Here is a 19,298-nt window from a genome sequence, read left to right on the forward strand (position 1 = left end):
CTCAGTTCCCCGTTCCGTATAGGGACTCGTCGCTCAACACCTCGGCGATCTGCGAGGTTCGGAAGTAGACGCGCCGACCGATCTTGAAGCGAGCCTTGTTGATTCGCCCCGCCCATTCGCTCGCCGTACGCAAACTGACCCGCAGTCCATCCGGTGATCGATCCAGGACAGAGGCGAGCTGCGCCATGCTCAGCAGCGGGCCGAAGCGTTGCAGCAGCGTGTCTTCTATCGTCATTGCGTAAACCTCCGTTATCAACCGAATTGCTACGAAGGTTAGGTGTTATGGGGATTGCCTACATCTTATTAGTTGTCCAAAATGGTTGACATGAAGAACGATACAACCATTGTCACCTGGGAAGGCTGCGATCCCACTGTCTCGGAAGCCATCGAGCAGTTCGAGGATCGCTGGCGGCCGTATTCCGCCTCCTCGCGTCGCTACCCCATCGTTGGGCTGATACAGGAACTCATTGACCCCGCCGTGGCTGCGTACACGGCGACGCTGCCGAAACGCTACTTGGGCCATATCCCCGGAGCAGGAACAGGGGTGAGTTTCAGCGGAATCATTCGACTGGTGGGACTTGATGCGATGGTTCGCATGCAGCGGCAGTTGCTGCGCCAGTTCATTAAGACGGGGGACAAGCAGACCTCAAGAGATCGGCGGTTTGTAGCGACACTCGAATCGTTGATCGGGCTTGTATGGGACTGCGCCTGCAAACGGCCGACGAAATCAAAGGTGCGCGACACACGACTGAATGGCGAGCGCCTTCAGGGGTTCTGCCGGTTCTGCGGATCACTCGCCGAGCTGACCTCATTCGCCGGCGGGAGCGATGATCCGAAAGCGGACGATCCAGAAGAAAAGCTTCGACTCAGCAGCCTGTATTGCCTGGATCATCGGCCTAAATTGCCGAGCGGCGCATGGAACCCTGTCTACAGACAAGCAAGGCGATCCTTAGCGCAATTCGACCTCGAACTGGCGAGACTCAGCCAACAATGCGCGAAGCCGGCCACTGCCCAGGTGAAATCGGGCGATCAATTAGTTGACAGCTACTTCTTCCACTACGTCGCGGACCAGACCTTACAACCGGCGGACAAGGCGGAGTTGCGCAATCAAGCGCGGCTGATGGTGGACTCGAAGCTATCGGACCGCAAGAAGCAGATGCTGATGCTTCAGTGGTCTGGACTCAATCAGTCGGAGATTGCGCGGAAGCTGGGCATCGAACGCCAAGCAGTATCGAAGGCGCTGGCGTCGATCCCTGCGATATTCCACCTGAGATCAAAATCACGCTCGTGGCGTCAACCGAATTGACCAACTAATAGGACGAATCAATCTGCGTCCACAGGCACCATCAGGCACATGCTCACAAGTGATCGAAAGAGGCCGGGGGATGCACTCAACGATAAGTAAGACGCTCATCAACCGCAAAAAGCTGCTGGCGATGATTCCTCTGTCTGAACGCACGATTTTCAACATGGAGCAGCGCGGGGAGTTCCCGCGCCGGATCGCACTCACCAGCCGGAACGTCGCCTGGGACTTGGCCGAAGTCGAAGACTGGATCGAGGCGCGCAAGGCATCGGGCACTCAGGCCATGCGCCCCGGCTTCACCTCGTCGGTCGCAGCCGCCACTTTTTAGCGGCTAAAACGCAGCGCCCCTCAAGTGTCAATGAAACCAGAGGCCATGCATGCAAGCTGCGTTAGCGTCGAGCATGCATGGCGTCATGACTACTTGCATGCATATCAGCTAGCGCCCTTAACGCGTGGTTTGGCCGGGGCAGCTTTGGGCGAGGCGGCCACCGACCCGAAGGCCGCCAAGCGCCCTCGCATGGTGGCGGCGTCCTCACGGGCCTGGGCCGCTTCGATACGCGCGTGTCGCGCTTCTTGGCGGGCGTGATCCAGCTCCGTGCGCAGCACGCCAGCGCGGGCTTCGGCTGTGCTTGCCCGCTGCACAAGACTGACTGGCAACCTACGCCACTCCATCAGGTCTCTTCTTTTATCTCCATTCGTGGCACAGCATGACGCTTAGGCCACGTATCAAGTACGAGGCGGCTCGCGATCATCATTGCGCACTTTCGGTGGAGCAAGAGCGTTAGCCCTTTTCCTTCTCCCAAATAGCCGTCATAGGAGACAACCGGCCCTTTTAATGGCCCGCAGCATTCAAAACATACTTCCGAGCCCTTGTACGGTATTTTTTTGATTGCATCTTGCACATTATTATGAAATCCCACGCTCTATCCCTTGAAGAAATTTTCAAAAAAGTTCTGCACCGCGAATCCACATTACTTTACTGGCGCCCTTACTGCAGGGATGCATCAGGGTCAATGCATGCTATTCTAGAGTAAAATTTTCTCATTAAGCAATAAGACACCATTAAAAAGGCAGAGTGTCGTCGTCTTTAGCCAAAACCCGGACCGCTTCTTTCGGTAGGGGTATATTATTGACGATGTAGAGATTGAGAATGTCATCACGATCAAAGAACATCACTTGACTTCGCTTAGTCGCATCAAGTTTTCCTCCTAGCCAATTACGCGCCTGCTTGGTGATCTCCCCCCCGGCCACGATAAAGGCGTGGTCAACTAAGACTCGCCTACTTGTTTCAGGATCAAAGATCTCGTGACCAAGCATCATCAGTGCTTGGTTGTAAATTTCAGAGATGTTTGTATTCGACTTTTGAGTGACACCCGAGGCATCTAGCTTACCCTTCTTGGCCTGTATGCCGAAATACAGTACGTGCTGAGTAGGTAGGACGTATCGCATCCAGACATCCTTTCCATACTCAAGAGATTTATCTTTGTGCCCAGCAGCAGTGATTCGATGGAACCCCAGTTGTCGGAACAGCGGTAACAGCACGTCCTCGATCAGATCATCTTCGGAGCATGTGTTGAGAAACTTCGTGAGCGTCTCGCGCCGTTGGAGCTCCACCGGAGTGAAAGGACGATGCGGATTTGCCGCTGTTGAAATAGTTCTCGTGCCGATGTGCCTGACATAGAGAAGGGTATCTTCTCCATAAAACGCCTCAAACCCTTCCCTACTTAGGGGTTTATTCAGCGCTTCCACTGCTTTGGACCTCTCGGGATCACCATCTTCTGCATCAGCCTTATGCATAAGCACCCGCAATACATGCACGAAACGTTCAGGTAATGCATGCGCCGCAGGTGAAGGCTCAGCAAGAAGCTCTGCTAGCCTTTGAGCTGTCCAAAACCAGCGGGTAGAGCCGTCGTGGGCAAATTCAAGATCGCACTCCTCAAAGAACCGTGTTATGAACATGCTAGAACGATAAGGGAAATGATCGGCATCGCCGATCACCATTTCAGCGATCTCCCTCAGATTTCGATCCTTAAATTTCATATCAAGGTCCACTCCCTATATGGGCTTCTGCCAAGCGCCCATCTGACACTGTTTCATCATAACGTTCCACAAATTTCTCGAACTTACTTGTATCATCCGCATAACTTTGGAACCAACGTGCTTGCGCTAGCGCAAACACGTCGATGAGGCCCCGAAACTCGAAGAAAAAAACGCTGCCCGTGTCTGGCAGCTTCGCCTTCGCTTGCCCAACATGGAAGGAAATTCGCCGCACTTTGTTCTGCTTGACCGCAGATGAGTTAATGTTGCTCATATGCAGCAGACCATTTCGGAGCTCCCAGAGCTCCTCAGCTGTTATACCCAATGGAGCAAGATCCGCAAAATCATTCAGCCAACGCACGAATATAGGCAAACCACGCAAGTCACCGTATTCTATGTAAGCCAAGCTATCGATGCAGCTGAGCATGAGCTTCATCGAAGAGACATATAGCCGCGCATTATAGGTAATTTTAATCGCATGAAAATAGTCGTCATGGATGAGTTCGGAGAATTGAATACCTCCTTTACGGCTATATTTAAGCAACCAATCTACCATTTCCCCCTGCTCGCCGGCCGCTTCGGCCGCTTCGTCGACGTCAAATTCCCAGTGCTTGGCACTGTAGTCAAACCTAACTCTCCCCTTCTCTACGGGCGTAACCACAGTCAAGGATGTCTCTAACCCGCCAGCGTTCAAGAGCGCCTCGGCATATAGAGCGACTACACTACCCAGCCTCGATCTGGTGTTGTACTCCTGGAGCGTGAATGGTTTCGCGAGCTTGACCTTTGTCGCGTTTTGCAGATCCCCTTTCGCTTTCTTTCGGAGAAGCTCAATTCCTTGCTCATCTTCTCCATCATGGGAGTGCGCAACATAACCTACGCGCTCACATCGCCCGTTTGGGTCAAAAAAAAGAAAAATGTTGTAGATTTCTTCGGGCATAAAAATCCATTTTCGATAGCATGAGTGCACATAGTTACATAGACACTCCGACAAACCACATTTAGGGCGATGCAGCCAACTCGACTGGACGAAATCAGGCAGCCCGCTCCCGTTAGCCAGTACGGAACGTCCCCATCGCGCAGGATCAGGACGAGGGTCGGCAGGACGGCCGAGATGCGTGCAAGGGCACCACAAGACTTGCTATTGCATTTGAATTCAATGACTTGCCCGAAAAATGGCTGTTCTCGGAACGATTCCCTGCCGACACTCGGCAATGCCTGCCTGGGCAGAGGTTAGCTCAAGTGCGTGCGCCTCATACACATCAGCCATTTGCGTGGTCAAGGCCTCCGCTTCCAGGCGTTAGGCCTCCCAACCAGCTTGGTCAGTAAGAAGAAGAAGAAGAAGAATATTATTCTTACTGGTCAAGTGATTATTTCGTCGCAGTTTTCACACTTCGACGCAACGCGCATAGCCGCCCGCGCGCCTCTTGGCGCGGCGTCCGCGCTTGGGTTCGGTAATGTGCGCCGGCAGTGACGCGGCTCGGGGCGGCAACGGCCTGATAATTGCCGAGATGCCCCAGCCAGCCCACCGCTTCCAGCTTCAGTGGTCACGTCGCTTGCAGCGGCGGACATGGCATGTCGCGTGGGAGGTGCCCATGCAGCTGGAAAGAAATCGTCAGGGCGTGATTGACCTGGTGGTGAGCAACGGCAGATGGACCGTGGCCATCGAGCTGGACAACCGGGCACCACGCACAAAGTCGATTCGCAAGCTCACGGTGTTTCCATGCGACCGGGCCTATGTGATCTGCCGTAGCGGATTGATCCACCGGGTGAAGTGACGGCGGCCGCGCTGTTGTGCGCGTAGCGCACGATGACCGTTCTACCACTGTGCGCTGATCGACACCCTCGGCCTGGCCAGGGCCTTGTCATCCCAGCGCTTGCCATATCACTCCCTGCTGACCTGCTTTTGGGGAGAGGGAGCCGCAGGCAACTGCGCCAGGGACTTGATCAGGCCGCGCGATGGTTGGCGCAGCGCCGTTGGGAGAGGGGCGCTTGCGCCCCTCTCCGGGGGTGGGCAAAGTCTCGACGTTCGGGCAGGTGAGCGAACTCTCATCCTCTGCTTAAGCCTTCGACCGCTTCAGTGTCCATTCGTCAATCATGTCCGCCCAGTCCTGCAACATCGCCGTCCGCTGCTCGCGGTACTCGGCCTTGTTGTAGACAGCCCTGACGCCTCGCTGTTCGTGCGCCAGGCATTTCTCAATCCAGTCCGTGTTATAGCTGGCCTCATGTAGCAGCGTGCTTGCAGTACGCCGCAAGTCATGTGGCCCGAACTTGGCGAGTGACTTCTCTTCCTTCTGCGCCAGCCGATACGTCAGCGTCAGTACTTGGTTAAGCGTGGCGCTACTCATGGGCAAGTCCGAGTCGTATCGCGACGGCAACACGTAGTCCGATCCGCCAGCAAAGGTCTTGAGGGCAATGAAGATGTCCAGCGCCTGCCTTGACAGGAACACCAGGTGCGGATTGCGTCGCTTCATGCGCTCCTTTGGGATGGTCCAAAGCGCATCACTGAAGCTGATCTCGCTCCATGTCGCGTTGGTCAGCTCGCTCTTGCGCACCATCGTCAGCAGCAGCAATTTGGCGGCTGCTCGGATAGATGGCGTTGTGCCGATGCGCTCCATGTACTGGTACATCAGGCCGATCTCGTCGGGCGTCAGCGCACGGTCGCGCGGCTCGAACTTGGCGATAGTGGTCGGCCGCACCAGCTCTGCCGGATTCTCGACCTTCTGGCCGCGCTCAATGGCCCAGCGAAAGACCTGCAACACCACCTCGCGAGCATGCACAGCGGTCGCCGGTGCTCCGCGCTCCACGATGGTATCGGTCAGTGCGCGCAAGTCCTCGTGGGTGATCTCCACAAGCTTCTGATTGCTGAATTTCGGCTTTAGCTCGCGTTCGTAAACTGAGCGGCGCATGTCGCGGGTGGAATCGGCCATCTGGTAGCCCCGTAGCCACTTTTCCGCCCAGGCCCCGAACGTCTCCGCGTCCTTGACGCGGACCTTGTCCCGCGCCTTTTCCTTGGCCGGTGACTTCCCGGCCGCGATCATCTTCTTGGCCTCGCCCAACCGCTCGCGGGCTTCTGCCAGGGTGATGCCGCCGACACCGTAGCGGCCGAAGGTGATGGTCTCCTGCCTACCGTGGATCGAGTAGTTGTAGCGGAACGAAATCGCACCGGCGGCCGTGACGGCTACATAGAGGCCGTCGCGATCATTCACCTTGTAGAGCTTGTCCTTCGACTTGAGGTTGCGGAGCTTGGTATCGGTCAACATGGTTCTCGGCCTGATTCAACTCAAATACCATGATCCAGAAACCGGCCAATCCTTGCGTAAAATAACAATAAAAATCATCGTGTTACGCGATTTCGATACCATGAACATCCGCAAGGTGGTTACATGGTATCGGCAATTTCTCATGCCATAGAAGCACTCAATGCCATCTATCATGCCATGAAAAAACGGCGCTTGGCGATGCTATTCATTGCCAGATGGCGCCGAACGAAATCACAAAAAATCCTGCAATGACGAGGACTTAGATATGTTTTCGTGCTACTAGATGCCAGCAGGTGCCAGACGCCGGATCATTCCCACTCGATCGTCGCAGGCGGTTTGCCGGAGATGTCGTAGACCACGCGCGAGACGCCGCGCAGTTCGTTGATGATGCGATTGCTGACCGTGCCGAGGAAGTCGTACGGCAGGTGTGCCCAGTGCGCGGTCATGAAGTCGATGGTTTCCACCGCGCGCAGTGCGATCACCCATTCGTAGGCGCGTGCGTCGCCAACCACGCCCACCGACTTCACCGGCAGGAACACCGCGAACGCCTGGCTGGTCTTGTCGTACAGATCGGCCTTGCGCAGTTCGTCGATGAAGATCGCATCGGCCTTGGCCAGCAGTTCGGCGTACTCGCGCTTCACTTCGCCCAGGATGCGCACGCCCAGGCCCGGGCCTGGGAACGGATGGCGATACACCATCGTGCGCGGCAGGCCGAGTTCGACGCCGAGACGACGCACTTCGTCCTTGAACAATTCGCGCAACGGCTCGACCAAACCCAATTTCATGTGCTCGGGCAAGCCACCCACGTTGTGGTGACTCTTGATCACGTGCGCCTTGCCGGTCTTGCTGCCGGCCGACTCGATCACGTCCGGATAGATCGTGCCCTGCGCCAGCCACTTGGCATTGGCCAGCTTGTTGGATTCTTCGTCGAAGATATCCACGAACAGGTTGCCGATGATCTTGCGCTTGGCTTCCGGGTCGCTCACGCCTTCGAGCTTGGCGAAATAGCGATCGGCCGCGTTGACGCGGATCACCTTGACGCCCATGTGCTCGGCGAACATCGCCATCACCTGGTCGCCTTCCTGCCAACGCAGCAGGCCGGTATCGACGAACACGCAGGTCAGCTTGTCGCCGATCGCCTTGTGCAACAGCGCCGCGACCACCGACGAATCGACGCCGCCAGACAAACCCAAGATGACTTCGTCATCGCCCACCTGCGCGCGCACGCGCGCAATCTGGTCGTCGATGATGTTGGCCGCCGTCCACAGCGTCTGACAGCCGCAGACATCGACCACGAAGCGACGCAACAAGGTCTGGCCCTGCAGCGTATGGGTGACTTCCGGGTGGAACTGCACGCCGTACCAACGCTTGTCCTCGTTGGACATCGCCGCCACCGGTATGCGGTCGGTCACGGCAGTAATCGTGAAGCCCGGCGGCACCTGCGACACGTGGTCGCCGTGGCTCATCCACACATTCAAACGCGCCGCGCCGGCGTGATCGGTCAAGCCAGCGAACAGCGCATCCGCCGCCACCACATCCACTTCGGCATGGCCGAATTCGCGCTGATCTGCAGCTTCTGTCGCACCACCCAGCTGCGCAGCCAGGGTCTGCATGCCGTAGCAGATACCGAACACCGGCAAGCCGCTGTCGAACACTTCCTGTGGCGCCACCGGCGCACCCGGCAAGGTGGTCGATTCCGGCCCACCAGACAGAATGATGCCCTTGGCACCGAATCCGGCAATCTCGGACGGATCGTGATCCCAGGCCCAGATCTCGCAGTACACGCCGATTTCGCGGATACGCCGCGCAATCAGCTGGGTGTACTGCGCGCCGAAATCGAGGATGAGGATCTTGTCGGTATGGATGTTGGTCATCGAGGGCCGGGATTGGGGAGTTGGGATTGGAGATTCGCAAAAACGCTAGCCACAACCGCTGCCGGATGAGGAAGCGGTAGGCTCTTGCGAATCCCGAATGCCGAATCCCCACTCCCGCGCGCTGGCTTACCCAGCGCGATAGTTCGGCGGCTCTTTCGTGATCTGCACGTCATGGACATGGCTTTCGCGTTGACCGGCGCCGGTGATCTTGACGAACTTCGGCTTGGTGCGCATCTCTTCGACAGTGGCGCAGCCGACATAGCCCATGGTCGCGCGCAGGCCGCCGATCAGCTGATGAATGATGCCGCCGACCGAGCCGCGATACGGCACACGCCCTTCGATGCCTTCCGGCACCAGCTTGTCGGCGTCGCTGGAATCCTGGAAATAGCGGTCCTTGGACCCCTTCTCCATCGCGCCCAGGCTGCCCATGCCGCGGTAGCTCTTGTAACTGCGGCCCTGGAACAACTCGACCTCGCCCGGTGCCTCCTCGGTACCGGCCAGCAAGCCGCCGACCATCACCGTGGACGCACCGGCGACCAGCGCCTTGCCGATGTCGCCGGAATAGCGGATGCCGCCATCGGCGATCAGCGGAATGCGGTCCTGCAGCGCTTCGGCCACCATGTCGACCGCGGTGATCTGCGGCACGCCGACACCGGCGACCACGCGCGTGGTGCAGATCGAGCCCGGACCCACGCCGACCTTGACCGCATCGGCGCCGGCATCCATCAACGCCAGCGCGGCATCGCCGGTGACGATGTTGCCGCCGATCACCTGCAGCTGCGGATAGGTCTTCTTGACCCACGCCACGCGATCGATCACGCCCTGCGAATGGCCGTGCGCGGTATCCACGATCACCACGTCCACGCCCGCTGCGGCGAGCAGTTCGATGCGCTGTTCGGTATCGCCGCCCACGCCCACCGCCGCACCCACCAGCAAGCGCTTGGCAGCGTCTTTGGCAGCGTTGGGGTTGTCGGTCTTTTTCTGGATGTCCTTGACCGTGATCAAGCCGCGCAGCTCGAAGCTGTCGTTGACCACCAGGATCTTTTCGATGCGGTTGCGATGCAGCAGCTCCAGCACTTCCTCGTCGCTGGCGCCTTCGCGCACGGTGATCAGGCGATCCTTCTTGGTCATGATGTGGCGGACCGGATCGTCGAGCTTCTTCTCGAAGCGCATGTCGCGGCTGGTGACGATGCCGACCAGTTCGCTGCCATCCACCACCGGCACGCCGGAGATGTTGCGCGCGCGGGTCAGTGCAATCACTTCACCGATCGTGGTGTCGGGGCTGACCGTGAACGGCTCGGTGATCACGCCGGATTCGAACTTCTTGACCCGGGCCACTTCGCCGGCCTGCTGCGCCGGGGTCAGGTTCTTGTGGATGATGCCGATGCCGCCCAACTGGGCCATGGCCACCGCCAGGCGGTGTTCGGTCACTGTGTCCATCGCGGCCGAGAGAATCGGCAGTTTCAGGCGCAGATCGCGGGTCAGCCGGGTTTCCAGGCTGACATCCTTGGGCAGGACGATCGAATGAGCGGGGACGAGGGAGACGTCGTCGTAGGTGAGAGCTTCAGCCTGGATGCGGAGCATCGGCGGACCCGAGTTTGGGGAAGCGCGGCATTTTACCCTGAAAGCCTTCACGAAGACACAACGCAGCCGCAATGCTGCGTTACGCGCATGCCTCAGCCGGCTGCGTCGGCCGCTTCCAGCGTGTTCTGCATCAACGTGGCGACCGTCATCGGCCCTACCCCACCCGGCACCGGCGTGATCCAGGCCGCGCGCTGCACGGCGGCGTCGAAACCGACATCGCCGACCAGACGCCCGTCTTCCAGGCGATTGATGCCCACATCGATCACCACCGCGCCCGGCTTCACCCACTCGCCCGGAATCAAACCGGGGCGGCCCACCGCCACCACCAGGATGTCGGCATTGCGCACGCTGGCTTCCAGCACCTCGGGCGGGGTGAACTTGTGGCAGCTGGTGACCGTGCAACCGGCGATCAGCAGTTCCAGACCCATCGGCCGGCCCACGTGATTGCTCACGCCCACGATGGTCGCATTGCGCCCGCGCACCGGTTGGTCGGTATGCGCGAGCAAGGTCACGATGCCGCGCGGCGTGCACGGGCGCAGGCCGAATTCGCGCAACGCCAGATGCCCCGCATTCTGCGGATGGAAACCATCCACGTCCTTGCTTGGGTCGATGCGCTGGATCAGGCGATTGGCATCGGGGATGCCCGGCAGCGGCAACTGGATCAGGATGCCGTGGATCTTGGGATCGGCGTTGAGCCGGTCGATCAATGTCGCCAGCTCGGCCTCGCTGGTGCCTTGCGGCAAGTCGTAATCGAAGGCCGAGATACCGACCTTCTCCGCCGCGCGCCGCTTGTTGCGCACATACACCGACGAGGCCGGGTCGCCGCCGACCAGCACCACGGCCAACCCGGGGCGCGCCTTGCCGGCCGCCACGCGCGCATCCACCCGCAGCTTCAATCCGTCGAGCAGGTCCTCGGCAATGCGGCGGCCATCGAGGAGGCGGGCCGGAGCAGAGGCAGCTGGCGCGGAAACGGTCATGGGGCGTCAGGTGTAGAGTCGAAGGCCGTCTATTGTCCCCGATTCCGTCATGACCGACACCACCTCGACGCCCGATTCCATCACCACATCCATCGAAGCGGCCGCATTTCGCCGCCTGTTGCAGCATCTCAACCAGGACCGGCTCGATGTGCAGAACATCGATCTGATGATCCTGGCCGGCTTCTGCCGCAATTGCCTGGGCGACTGGTACCGCGAGGCCGCCGAAGCGCACGGCCTACCGATGAGCAAGGACCAGGCGCGCGAAGCGGTGTACGGCATGCCGTTTGCCGACTGGAAACAGCAGCACCAGAAAGACGCCACGCCCGAGCAGTTGGAAGCCTTTGCTGCCGCTCAACGTACGCACGGCTGAGTCGATCGGCTTGCGACCTGCGGCTGGCGTCTTCGCCGGCCGTTCGTTACCCGACGTGTTTTCTCGACCAGCCAAGGAAACCGCACCGCAGCGCCGAACCTGCTTCGGCGCTCACCAGCCACACCCGACTTAGTCGCCGGTCGCTTCTTCTACCTGATTGGCCTTCGGCACCGCATCGGGATTCAGCGTGCGGCTCTCGCGCCGCGGCGGGGTAAATGGCGTGGGCTTGGGCACGGTCGGCGTGATATTGCCGTACATCAGCCCTGAAACAGCACCGGCACGCGTGTTGCCGGCCGCAATCTCCAATTCGAAACGCTCGGCATCGCGACGCCGGATCGCGCGCGCGATGGTGACGGCCTCGTCCTCGTCCACGCCCAGCTCGACCAGGGCCGCCTGACCGAACGCCACCGCCGACTCGAAGGTCTCGCGGATCTGGTAATCCACGCCGGCAGCGACCAACTGCAACGCATGCTCACGATCATATGAGCGCACCAACAATCGGGCGTGCGGGAACTCGCGCGTTGCCAGCTCCACGATGCGATTGGCCGCCTCGCGGCTGTCGACGCACACCGCAATCGCGCGTGCGCTGTGCGCACCGGACGCATGCAATACATCCAGCCGGGTGCCGTCGCCGTAGTAGATCTTGAAACCGAACTGTTCTGCGCTCTGGATCATCTCGATGTCGTTGTCGATGATGGTCACGTCCACATCGCGCGCCAGCAGCGACTGGCTGGCGACTTGACCGAAGCGCCCAAACCCGATGATCAGCACGCTGCCGGTCTGGCCATTGACTGCTTCCACTCCCTCCAGCGACGGCTTGGCGGCTGGCGTCAGCCGACGCTGCAGCAGCACGAACAACGGCGTCAGCGCCATCGACACCACCACGATCGCGGTCAGGCTGGCGTTGACCTGTGCATCGATGACCCCGGAAGCCGATGCCGCAGCGAACAGCACGAACGCGAACTCGCCGCCCTGCGCCATCAGCACGCCACGGTCCAGCGCCTGGCGATGGTCGCTGCGCATCAGCCGCGCCACCGCGTAGATGCACACGCCCTTGCCCACCATCAAGGCCAGCACGCCGGCAACGATCAGCCGCCAATCCGCCGCAACCACGTGCAGGTCCAGGCTCATGCCGACGCCGAGGAAGAACAGCCCCAGCAGAATCCCGCGAAACGGCTCGATGTCCGCTTCGATCTGATGGCGGAAGGTGGATTCGGACAGCAGCACACCGGCCAGAAACGCCCCCATCGCCATCGACAACCCACCCACCTGCATCAACAGCGCCGCGCCCAGTACCACCAGCAAGGCAGCCGCCGTCATCACCTCGCGTGCCTTGGACGCAGCCAGGATCCGGAACAAGGGATTGAGCAGCCAGCGCCCTGCCACCAATAACCCGACGATGCAGGCCAGACCGATGCCGATGTCCTGCCAACGCTGCGACGCCGTCTGCGGATCGCCGTTGGACCCCATCCAGGCCACGATCGCCAGCAGCGGCACGATCAACAGATCTTCGAACAGCAGAATCGCCACGATCTTTTGACCCGGCGGCAAGGCGACATCGCCACGCTCGGCCAGCAATTGCATCACCACCGCCGTGGAGGTCAGCACGAAGCCGGACGCGGCGACAAACGCCACCGGCGGCGCAAAGCCGAGCAACATGCCGATGCCGGTCAGTACCAGCGTGCAGACCGCAATCTGCGCGGTCCCAAGACCGAAGATCTCCTTGCGTAGACTCCACAGGTGGGGCGGCCGCATTTCCAGCCCGATCACGAACAGGAACATCACCACGCCCAACTCGGCCACATGCAGGATCGCCTGCGGCTCATCGAACAGCCCCAGGCCGAACGGACCAATCGCCAATCCCGCGGCCAGGTAACCCAGCACCGAGCCCAGGCCGAGACGACGGAATAACGGGATCGCAACGACGGCAGCGCCGAGCAGGACGACGACATTGATCAGGTCACTGGATTCGGCTGCTTGGCTCATCCCAAGGATTCTAGCGGCACAGGCTTGGCGCTGCCCTGCACCTGCGTGCGCATCAGTCGATCAGCCAGCGCTTCCACATCGATCTCGATCAGCACGTTGATCTGGATCTGCGACAACCCAAATGACGAACGACGCCAGATGGCGTCGTTCGCGGAGGCAGGCAATGACCGGGCAATCAGCCGCGCGCGTCGGCCTCGGCCAGCGCAGCACGCAGGATTTCCTTGGCCGGCCCACCATGCTTCTCGTGCTCGAGCGCGAAATGCACCGTGGCCTCGATCAGGCCGATGTGCGCGCCGCAATCGAAACGACGGCCTTCGAAGCGATACGCATCGACTGTTTCCTGCTGCAGCAGCCCGGCAATCGCATCGGTCAGCTGAATTTCGCCGCCTGCGCCTGCACCGGTTTCTTCGAGCAGTTCGAAGATCTTCGGGCTGAGCACGTAACGACCGACCACCGCCAGATTGCTCGGTGCAACTTCCGGCTTGGGCTTTTCGACGATGGCGTTGATACGCCCCTTGCGACCATCGAATGCATCGGTGGCCACGATGCCGTAACTGGCGGTCTTGTCGTGCGGCACGTCCTCAACGGCAATGACGCTGCCGCCGGACGCCTCGGCCACATCGGCCATCTGGGTCAGCGCACCAGCGCCGCGGTTCCAGATGAGATCGTCAGGCAACAACACCGCGAACGGCTCGTCGCCGACCACGGCCTTGGCGCACAGCACCGCATGACCCAGGCCCAGTGCCTCGGCCTGCGTCACGAAAATGGCGCGCACGCCTTCCGGCAATGCATGACGCACCAGCTCCAGCTGTTCGAGCTTGCCGGCACGCTCGAGCTTCTGCTCAAGCTCGTAAGCCTTGTCGAAGTAGTCGGCGATCGAGTGCTTGTAGCGATTGGTCACGAAGATCAGCGTATCGCAACCGGCCTGGATGGCCTCGTCGACGGCGTACTGGATCAACGGTTTGTCGATGATTGGCAGCATTTCTTTCGGCACCGTCTTGGTTGCCGGAAGAAAGCGGGTCCCAAGACCTGCGACGGGGAATACGGCCTTGCGAATACGCTTGCTCATTAAAGTCTTCTGACCTCACGTGCGGGGAATGGAACGACCGTATCAGATCGCGTGTCGACTTTCCGTCGAGCAGCCGCAAAATCCGGCATCAGACTGCCCAACACAGTCTCCATTGCCTTGATGTCATAGCGGTTAACCGCCTCACGCAAGCGCGTCACCAGCTGCAACACCTGCTCGTGCGAGAACTCGCGCACACCGGCTTCCAGAATCTTGGGATGCGCGGTGGGGCGATAGTCTTCGTCCGAATAGAACAGCGTTTCATGCAGCTTCTCGCCCGGACGCAAGCCGGTATAGAGAATCGCCACATCCTTGCCCGGCTGCTTGCCGGCAAGCCGAATCATCTGCTCGGCCAGCAAGCGGATCGGCACCGGCTCGCCCATGTCCAATGTGTAGATCGCACCATGCGAAGCGGAGGCAGCGGCCTGCACCACCAACTGGCAGGCTTCGGGAATGGTCATGAAGTACCGCGTCACATCCGGGTGCGTCACCGTGACCGGCCCGCCCTGACGGATCTGCTCACGGAACAACGGCACCACGCTGCCGGCCGAATCCAGCACGTTGCCGAAGCGCACGGTGATGAAGCGCGTCGGCGCATCGCGTGCGTCAAGACTCTGGCAGATCATCTCCGCATAGCGCTTGCTCGCACCCAGCACATTGACCGGCTCGACGGCCTTGTCGGTAGAGATGAAGACGAAGGTCTCGATACGCGCACGCTGACAGGCGCGCGCCACGTTCTCGGTTGCCAGCACGTTGTTGCGCACCGCTTCGCGCAACTGCTCTTCCAGCAACGGCACCTGCTTGTAGGCGGCGGCATGGAACACCGCATCCGGAGTCGCAGTGTTCAGCGCATAAGCGACCACGGCCGGGTCGCCGCAATCGCCGAGCACACGCACCACTTCGATATCGGGGAACAGCCGGCGCAGATCCGAATCGATGGTCAGCAACGCCAACTCATCGATTTCCAGCAGCACAATCCGACGCGCACCATGCCGCGCGCACTGGCGGCAGACTTCCGAGCCGATCGAACCGCCGGCGCCGGTGACCATCACCGTCTTGTTGGTCAGCCAATCGCGGATCAGGCGCCAATCGGGCGTAACCGGCTTGCGATTGAGCAGGTCCTCGATCGCGACCTCCTTCAATTCGCCAGGCAAAGAGCGCCCTTCCAGCACATTGATCAGCTTGGGCACCATGCGGAACGGCAGGCCGGTGCTTTCGCAGATCGCCACCACGCGCTGCATCCCCGAGGCATCCAGCGACGGGATCGCGATCACCAGCAGCTTGGCCGCTGTCTCCTTGGCGATCGATGCGGCCTGATCCAGGTTACCCAGCACGTTGAGGCCCTGGATCTTGGCGCCATGCAGATTGCTGGCGTCGTCCAGATACCCGACCGGTACGAACGTGCCGCTACGACGAAGATCGCGCACCAGCCCCTCGGCAGCGCGACCGGCGCCCAGGATCAACACGCGCTGCGCGGCATCGCCGGAGTGCGCGATCTGATAATCCTTCCAGGCGCGATACAGCAGCCGCGGCGTCCCCAGCAATGCCGACAGCGCGAACGGATAGACCACCAGCACCGACAGCGGCACCCCGTCCAGGCGATCGTAAGACAGCGCCAGCACGATCGCGACCAGACCAAGGAAACTGGACTTGAAGATATTCCACAGGTCCGGCACCGAGGCGAATCGCCACAGGCCGCGATACAACCCCATCTTCCAGAACACCAGCCCCTGCGCGACCAGCACCACCGCAGTGCGCCAATCCCACAGTGGAAGGTCGGGCGCGTCGCGCAGCATGGAGTAGCGGCCGGCATGCAGCAGTTGCCAGCACACCCACACCATCAACAGGTCGTGCAGTACGACTGCCGCTTGCGGCAACACTTTGGTCAAACGGTCACGCCAGGAAATCATAAAAGTCCATTACTCAGGAATTGCGCAGTCCATCGCGCAGAAAGTGCCAGATCGCGGTAGCACCCGCAGCCCAGGTCAGGCCACCGACTACCTGCATCCAAACCGGATCATGACGAGTTAACACATACAAGCAGAACGCAGCGATGCTGAAAGCGAAATAAACACCCGTTACCGGAACGTGCGTCTCACGCTGGCGTGCAAGTCGTTGATAGACGTGCTGAGCATGCGGCTCCCACCAACGTTGCCCGGCGAGCATGCGAGACAGCAACGTGAAGCCTGCGTCTACGAGAAATGCGGTCAATGGCAGCCAACCCATCCACCAGCTCACCTGCCCCGTCGCTACCGTGAGTGCCAGCAACGCGGCCAGCACATATCCCAGCGCGCCACTGCCGCCATCGCCCAGAAAAATGCGCGCGCGCGGAAAATTGAACGGCAAGAACCCCAGGCAGGACGCCGCAACTGCAAGACCCGCCCATGCCCATGCGCCGGGCAGGACAAACGCAAATGCCAACGCCGCCAAGGCCGCCTGGCTGGAAGCCAGACCGTTGATGCCGTCCATGAAATTCCAGACGTTGATCAACACGACAGACGCAACTGCGCTGAGCACGCCATCCCAGACATTGCCAGTGGAGTGACTGACCAAGACTCCCAACGACGCCGATGCCGTCAGATGGATCGCAAAACGCAGCCTGGCCGACAGCGGACGATGGTCGTCCCACCAACCCACGCCTGCCACCAGTACCAGCCCGACGGCGAACCAGCCAATGACCAGGCGAGCAGCCGGCCAGAACACCGTGGCAGCGATGCAACCCAGCAGGATTGCCGCCACGATCGCCATGCCACCGCCACGCGGGGTGGCGACGACATGGCTGCGGCGCTCGCCCGGCTGGTCGAGCAGGCGGCGATGCAAGGCATAACGGCGCAACAGCCAGGTTCCCAGCGCTGCGACCACCAAGTGCGACAGGCACCACAGCCAGACCTGCGGCATTAGACGACCGCGTAGTTCAACAGCGGTTTGACCGTGCCCCATTCCTTGCAGCTCGGGCATTGCCAGTGATGCGTCTTGGCGCCGAAGCCGCAACGCGTGCAGCGGTAGCTTGGGTTACGTACCAGCAACTGGTCGGTGATGTGCTTGAGATCCTGCAGCGTGCCAACCGGGTCGCTGCCTTCGGCCAGGGTGAGATCGATCAACGCCGACTCGCCGCGTACCGAGGGCCGATCCTTGAGCTGACGGCCCAGGTACGCCAACGCAGGCGCCACCCCATCCTGCGCTTCCATCAACTGGGTCAGCGCCAATACCGGTGCGATGCCGCGATAGTGCTCGGTCATCTCCGACAGGAAGTTGCGCGCGCCAGCAATGTCGCCGACACGGCGATACGCGGCCATCAACGCTGGAATGATTTCCGGCAGGTATTCCGGATCATGCCGCGCCGCTCGTTCGAACGCGCGTACCGCCGCTTCGTCATGACCGCGCTCGGCTTCGATGCGGCCTTCCAGAATGCCCGCACGCACGGACGTGCCGTCAGCCTGGTAGGCACGGGCGACGGCCTGCAGCGCCTCGTCGGTCTTGCTCGAACCGCGGTAGCGATCGGCCAGCTCACACTCGAATTGGGAAATCAGCTTGCCCATCGGCTCGCCGGTGACTTCTTCGTAGCGGGTGGCGTTGTCGATCGCTTTTTCCCAATCGCGCTCGGCCTGATAGATGCCAATCAGGTGCCGCAATGCCTGTGGCGCGCGTTGATCCAGCTGCGCCAACTCGGTGAAGACTGTTTCGGCACGATCCAGCAGACCGGACTTCATGTAGTCCTCGCCCAGCGCCAGCAAGGCCTGCACACGCTGCTGATCGGTCAGATCGGCGCGCTGCACCAGCCCCTGATGCAAACGAATCGCACGATCGACTTCACCACGACGACGGAACAGATGCCCCAGCGCGACCTGCGTTTCGAAGGTTTCCTTGTCCAGTTCGGCGATGTGCAGAAACAGCTCGATCGCCTTGTCCGGCTGCTCGTTGAGCAGATAGTTCAGACCGCGAAAATAGGTACTGGAAAGACGACTGACCTGCGTATCGCCGTGGCGCTGACCGCCACGACGGCCGACGATCCACCCGCCCAGTGCTGCCAGCGGCACAAACAGGAAGAACCAGATCCACTCGGTCAGAAATTCCATACGTACTTACAGTCCATCGATGGGGCGCGTCTGGACTGCGGCAGGCGCAACGGGCCCAGCGTCGACGCGACTGACCGCAACAGCCTTGTTGGCCTGGCGCAATCTGGAATAGAGGGGAATGACCACACTGACCAGCACCATGCCGGCACCGATCAACACACCGACCAGCAGCGCGACGATGATCGCGACCCCGGAGGTCGTGTGCACACTTGAGAACAGGAAATCGAGAGTGACATCCTGGGAATTGACCGCACCGATGATAAGACCGGCCAGCAGGAAGGCCAACATCACCAGCAAGCGAAACACCTTCATGGACAGACTCCGTCGGGAAGGGGCCTAGCTTAACCGAGCCGACATAAACACAGCGGTAGAACGATCTTCAATCTGCCGTATCGGCCAGATCGACGGGCACCACGGAGCTGACACGCTCACGTAATTCCTTGCCCGGCTTGAAGTGCGGAACATGCTTGCCCGGCAGTGCAACCGATTCGCCGGTCTTGGGATTACGCCCCAGACGTGGCGGACGGTAATGCAGCGAAAAACTGCCGAACCCGCGGATTTCGATCCGATCACCATCGGAGAGCGCTTGCCCCATCATTTCCAGCAGCGATTTGACTGCCAGATCCACGTCGTCCGACTTCAGATGCGCTTGGCGTTGCGCCAGGATTTCAATCAATTCGGACTTGGTCATGGGAAGACTTGCTTTTTTCGACTGACACATCGGAATCGGCCCGGGGCAAGCCCGGGCCGATCCATCACGCTCTT

General features: G+C 60.4%; 19 protein-coding genes and 1 pseudogene. 4 read left to right on the forward strand and 16 right to left on the reverse strand.

Features of this window, described 5'->3' with window-relative positions; genetic code table 11:
• Position 1 precedes the first annotated feature (1 nt).
• The gene (locus tag XcyCFBP4188_RS02700) at positions 2–235 is read right to left on the reverse strand and encodes an SPRY domain-containing protein (RefSeq protein ID WP_003472509.1); all 234 of its coding nucleotides are present in this window, start codon (positions 233–235) and stop codon (positions 2–4) included.
• An 81-nt stretch (positions 236–316) separates the two neighbouring features.
• Between XcyCFBP4188_RS02700 and XcyCFBP4188_RS02705 the strand changes: the two genes are divergently transcribed.
• Both XcyCFBP4188_RS02705 and XcyCFBP4188_RS02710 read left to right on the forward strand, forming a co-directional pair.
• Positions 317–1,306, forward strand: a complete 990-nt coding sequence (locus XcyCFBP4188_RS02705; protein WP_104591591.1) for a sigma-70 family RNA polymerase sigma factor — start codon at positions 317–319, stop codon at positions 1,304–1,306.
• 79 nt (positions 1,307–1,385) lie between these two features.
• Positions 1,386–1,631, forward strand: a complete 246-nt coding sequence (locus tag XcyCFBP4188_RS02710) for a helix-turn-helix transcriptional regulator (RefSeq protein WP_104591592.1) — start codon at positions 1,386–1,388, stop codon at positions 1,629–1,631.
• A 104-nt stretch (positions 1,632–1,735) separates the two neighbouring features.
• On the opposite strand, the pseudogene XcyCFBP4188_RS23320 reads toward XcyCFBP4188_RS02710, so the two are convergent.
• From XcyCFBP4188_RS23320 to XcyCFBP4188_RS02725, 3 genes and pseudogenes are all read right to left on the reverse strand, one after another.
• Positions 1,736–1,954 (reverse strand): annotated as a pseudogene (locus tag XcyCFBP4188_RS23320) (DNA-binding protein); the annotation flags it as partial.
• 411 nt (positions 1,955–2,365) lie between these two features.
• A complete protein-coding gene (locus XcyCFBP4188_RS02720; protein WP_104591593.1) occupies positions 2,366–3,343 on the reverse strand; it encodes a hypothetical protein in 978 nt (325 codons plus the stop codon).
• A gap of 1 nt (position 3,344) precedes the next feature.
• Entirely contained in the window at positions 3,345–4,277 is a 933-nt protein-coding gene (locus XcyCFBP4188_RS02725) for a hypothetical protein (RefSeq protein ID WP_104591594.1), read from the reverse strand.
• A 655-nt stretch (positions 4,278–4,932) separates the two neighbouring features.
• Here XcyCFBP4188_RS02725 and XcyCFBP4188_RS02735 point away from each other — a divergent pair.
• Positions 4,933–5,115 (forward strand): hypothetical protein, encoded by a 183-nt coding sequence (locus tag XcyCFBP4188_RS02735; protein ID WP_104591645.1) that lies wholly within the window; start codon positions 4,933–4,935, stop codon positions 5,113–5,115.
• A gap of 282 nt (positions 5,116–5,397) precedes the next feature.
• Here XcyCFBP4188_RS02735 and XcyCFBP4188_RS02740 read toward each other — a convergent pair whose 3' ends face one another.
• From XcyCFBP4188_RS02740 to folD, 4 genes are all read right to left on the reverse strand, one after another.
• Positions 5,398–6,600 carry a tyrosine-type recombinase/integrase gene (locus XcyCFBP4188_RS02740; RefSeq protein WP_104591595.1) on the reverse strand — a complete coding sequence of 401 codons (1,203 nt, stop codon included), beginning with the start codon at positions 6,598–6,600 and terminating at the stop codon, positions 5,398–5,400.
• A 308-nt stretch (positions 6,601–6,908) separates the two neighbouring features.
• Positions 6,909–8,474 (reverse strand): glutamine-hydrolyzing GMP synthase, encoded by a 1,566-nt coding sequence (gene guaA, locus XcyCFBP4188_RS02750; protein ID WP_006451190.1) that lies wholly within the window; start codon positions 8,472–8,474, stop codon positions 6,909–6,911.
• 126 nt (positions 8,475–8,600) lie between these two features.
• The gene (gene guaB / locus XcyCFBP4188_RS02755; protein WP_104591596.1) at positions 8,601–10,058 is read right to left on the reverse strand and encodes an IMP dehydrogenase; all 1,458 of its coding nucleotides are present in this window, start codon (positions 10,056–10,058) and stop codon (positions 8,601–8,603) included.
• Positions 10,059–10,150: 92 nt separating this feature from the next.
• Positions 10,151–11,035, reverse strand: coding sequence for a bifunctional methylenetetrahydrofolate dehydrogenase/methenyltetrahydrofolate cyclohydrolase FolD (gene folD, locus XcyCFBP4188_RS02760; protein WP_104591597.1), 885 nt, complete (start codon positions 11,033–11,035; stop codon positions 10,151–10,153).
• Positions 11,036–11,084: 49 nt separating this feature from the next.
• On the opposite strand from folD, the gene XcyCFBP4188_RS02765 reads away from it, so the two are divergent.
• Positions 11,085–11,405 (forward strand): DUF1244 domain-containing protein, encoded by a 321-nt coding sequence (locus tag XcyCFBP4188_RS02765; RefSeq protein WP_074057416.1) that lies wholly within the window; start codon positions 11,085–11,087, stop codon positions 11,403–11,405.
• Between the two features lie 129 nt (positions 11,406–11,534).
• On the opposite strand, the gene XcyCFBP4188_RS02770 is transcribed toward XcyCFBP4188_RS02765, so the two are convergent.
• The 8 genes from XcyCFBP4188_RS02770 to XcyCFBP4188_RS02800 form a co-directional block, all read right to left on the reverse strand.
• A complete protein-coding gene (locus XcyCFBP4188_RS02770) occupies positions 11,535–13,391 on the reverse strand; it encodes a monovalent cation:proton antiporter-2 (CPA2) family protein (RefSeq protein WP_104591598.1) in 1,857 nt (618 codons plus the stop codon).
• The gene (locus tag XcyCFBP4188_RS22845) at positions 13,388–13,555 is read right to left on the reverse strand and encodes a hypothetical protein (RefSeq protein WP_155767027.1); all 168 of its coding nucleotides are present in this window, start codon (positions 13,553–13,555) and stop codon (positions 13,388–13,390) included. The genes XcyCFBP4188_RS02770 and XcyCFBP4188_RS22845 overlap by 4 nt, the downstream gene beginning before the upstream one ends.
• A gap of 11 nt (positions 13,556–13,566) precedes the next feature.
• Positions 13,567–14,460, reverse strand: coding sequence for a UTP--glucose-1-phosphate uridylyltransferase GalU (galU, locus tag XcyCFBP4188_RS02775; RefSeq protein WP_006451184.1), 894 nt, complete (start codon positions 14,458–14,460; stop codon positions 13,567–13,569).
• Entirely contained in the window at positions 14,460–16,367 is a 1,908-nt protein-coding gene (locus XcyCFBP4188_RS02780; RefSeq protein WP_006451183.1) for a polysaccharide biosynthesis protein, read from the reverse strand. Before XcyCFBP4188_RS02780 ends, galU begins: the two co-directional genes overlap by 1 nt.
• A gap of 13 nt (positions 16,368–16,380) precedes the next feature.
• Entirely contained in the window at positions 16,381–17,355 is a 975-nt protein-coding gene (locus XcyCFBP4188_RS02785) for an MraY family glycosyltransferase (protein ID WP_104591599.1), read from the reverse strand.
• Positions 17,355–18,533, reverse strand: coding sequence for a lipopolysaccharide assembly protein LapB (gene lapB / locus XcyCFBP4188_RS02790; RefSeq protein WP_006451181.1), 1,179 nt, complete (start codon positions 18,531–18,533; stop codon positions 17,355–17,357). Before lapB ends, XcyCFBP4188_RS02785 begins: the two co-directional genes overlap by 1 nt.
• 6 nt (positions 18,534–18,539) lie before the next feature.
• Positions 18,540–18,845: a lipopolysaccharide assembly protein LapA domain-containing protein gene (locus XcyCFBP4188_RS02795; RefSeq protein WP_006451180.1), complete on the reverse strand. Its 306-nt coding sequence runs from the start codon at positions 18,843–18,845 to the stop codon at positions 18,540–18,542.
• Positions 18,846–18,912: 67 nt separating this feature from the next.
• Positions 18,913–19,224, reverse strand: coding sequence for an integration host factor subunit beta (locus XcyCFBP4188_RS02800; protein WP_006451179.1), 312 nt, complete (start codon positions 19,222–19,224; stop codon positions 18,913–18,915).
• Positions 19,225–19,298 lie beyond the last annotated feature (74 nt).

It is taken from the genome of Xanthomonas hortorum pv. cynarae (genome assembly GCF_002939985.1).
GTDB classification, from domain to species: Bacteria; Pseudomonadota; Gammaproteobacteria; order Xanthomonadales; family Xanthomonadaceae; genus Xanthomonas; species Xanthomonas hortorum_D.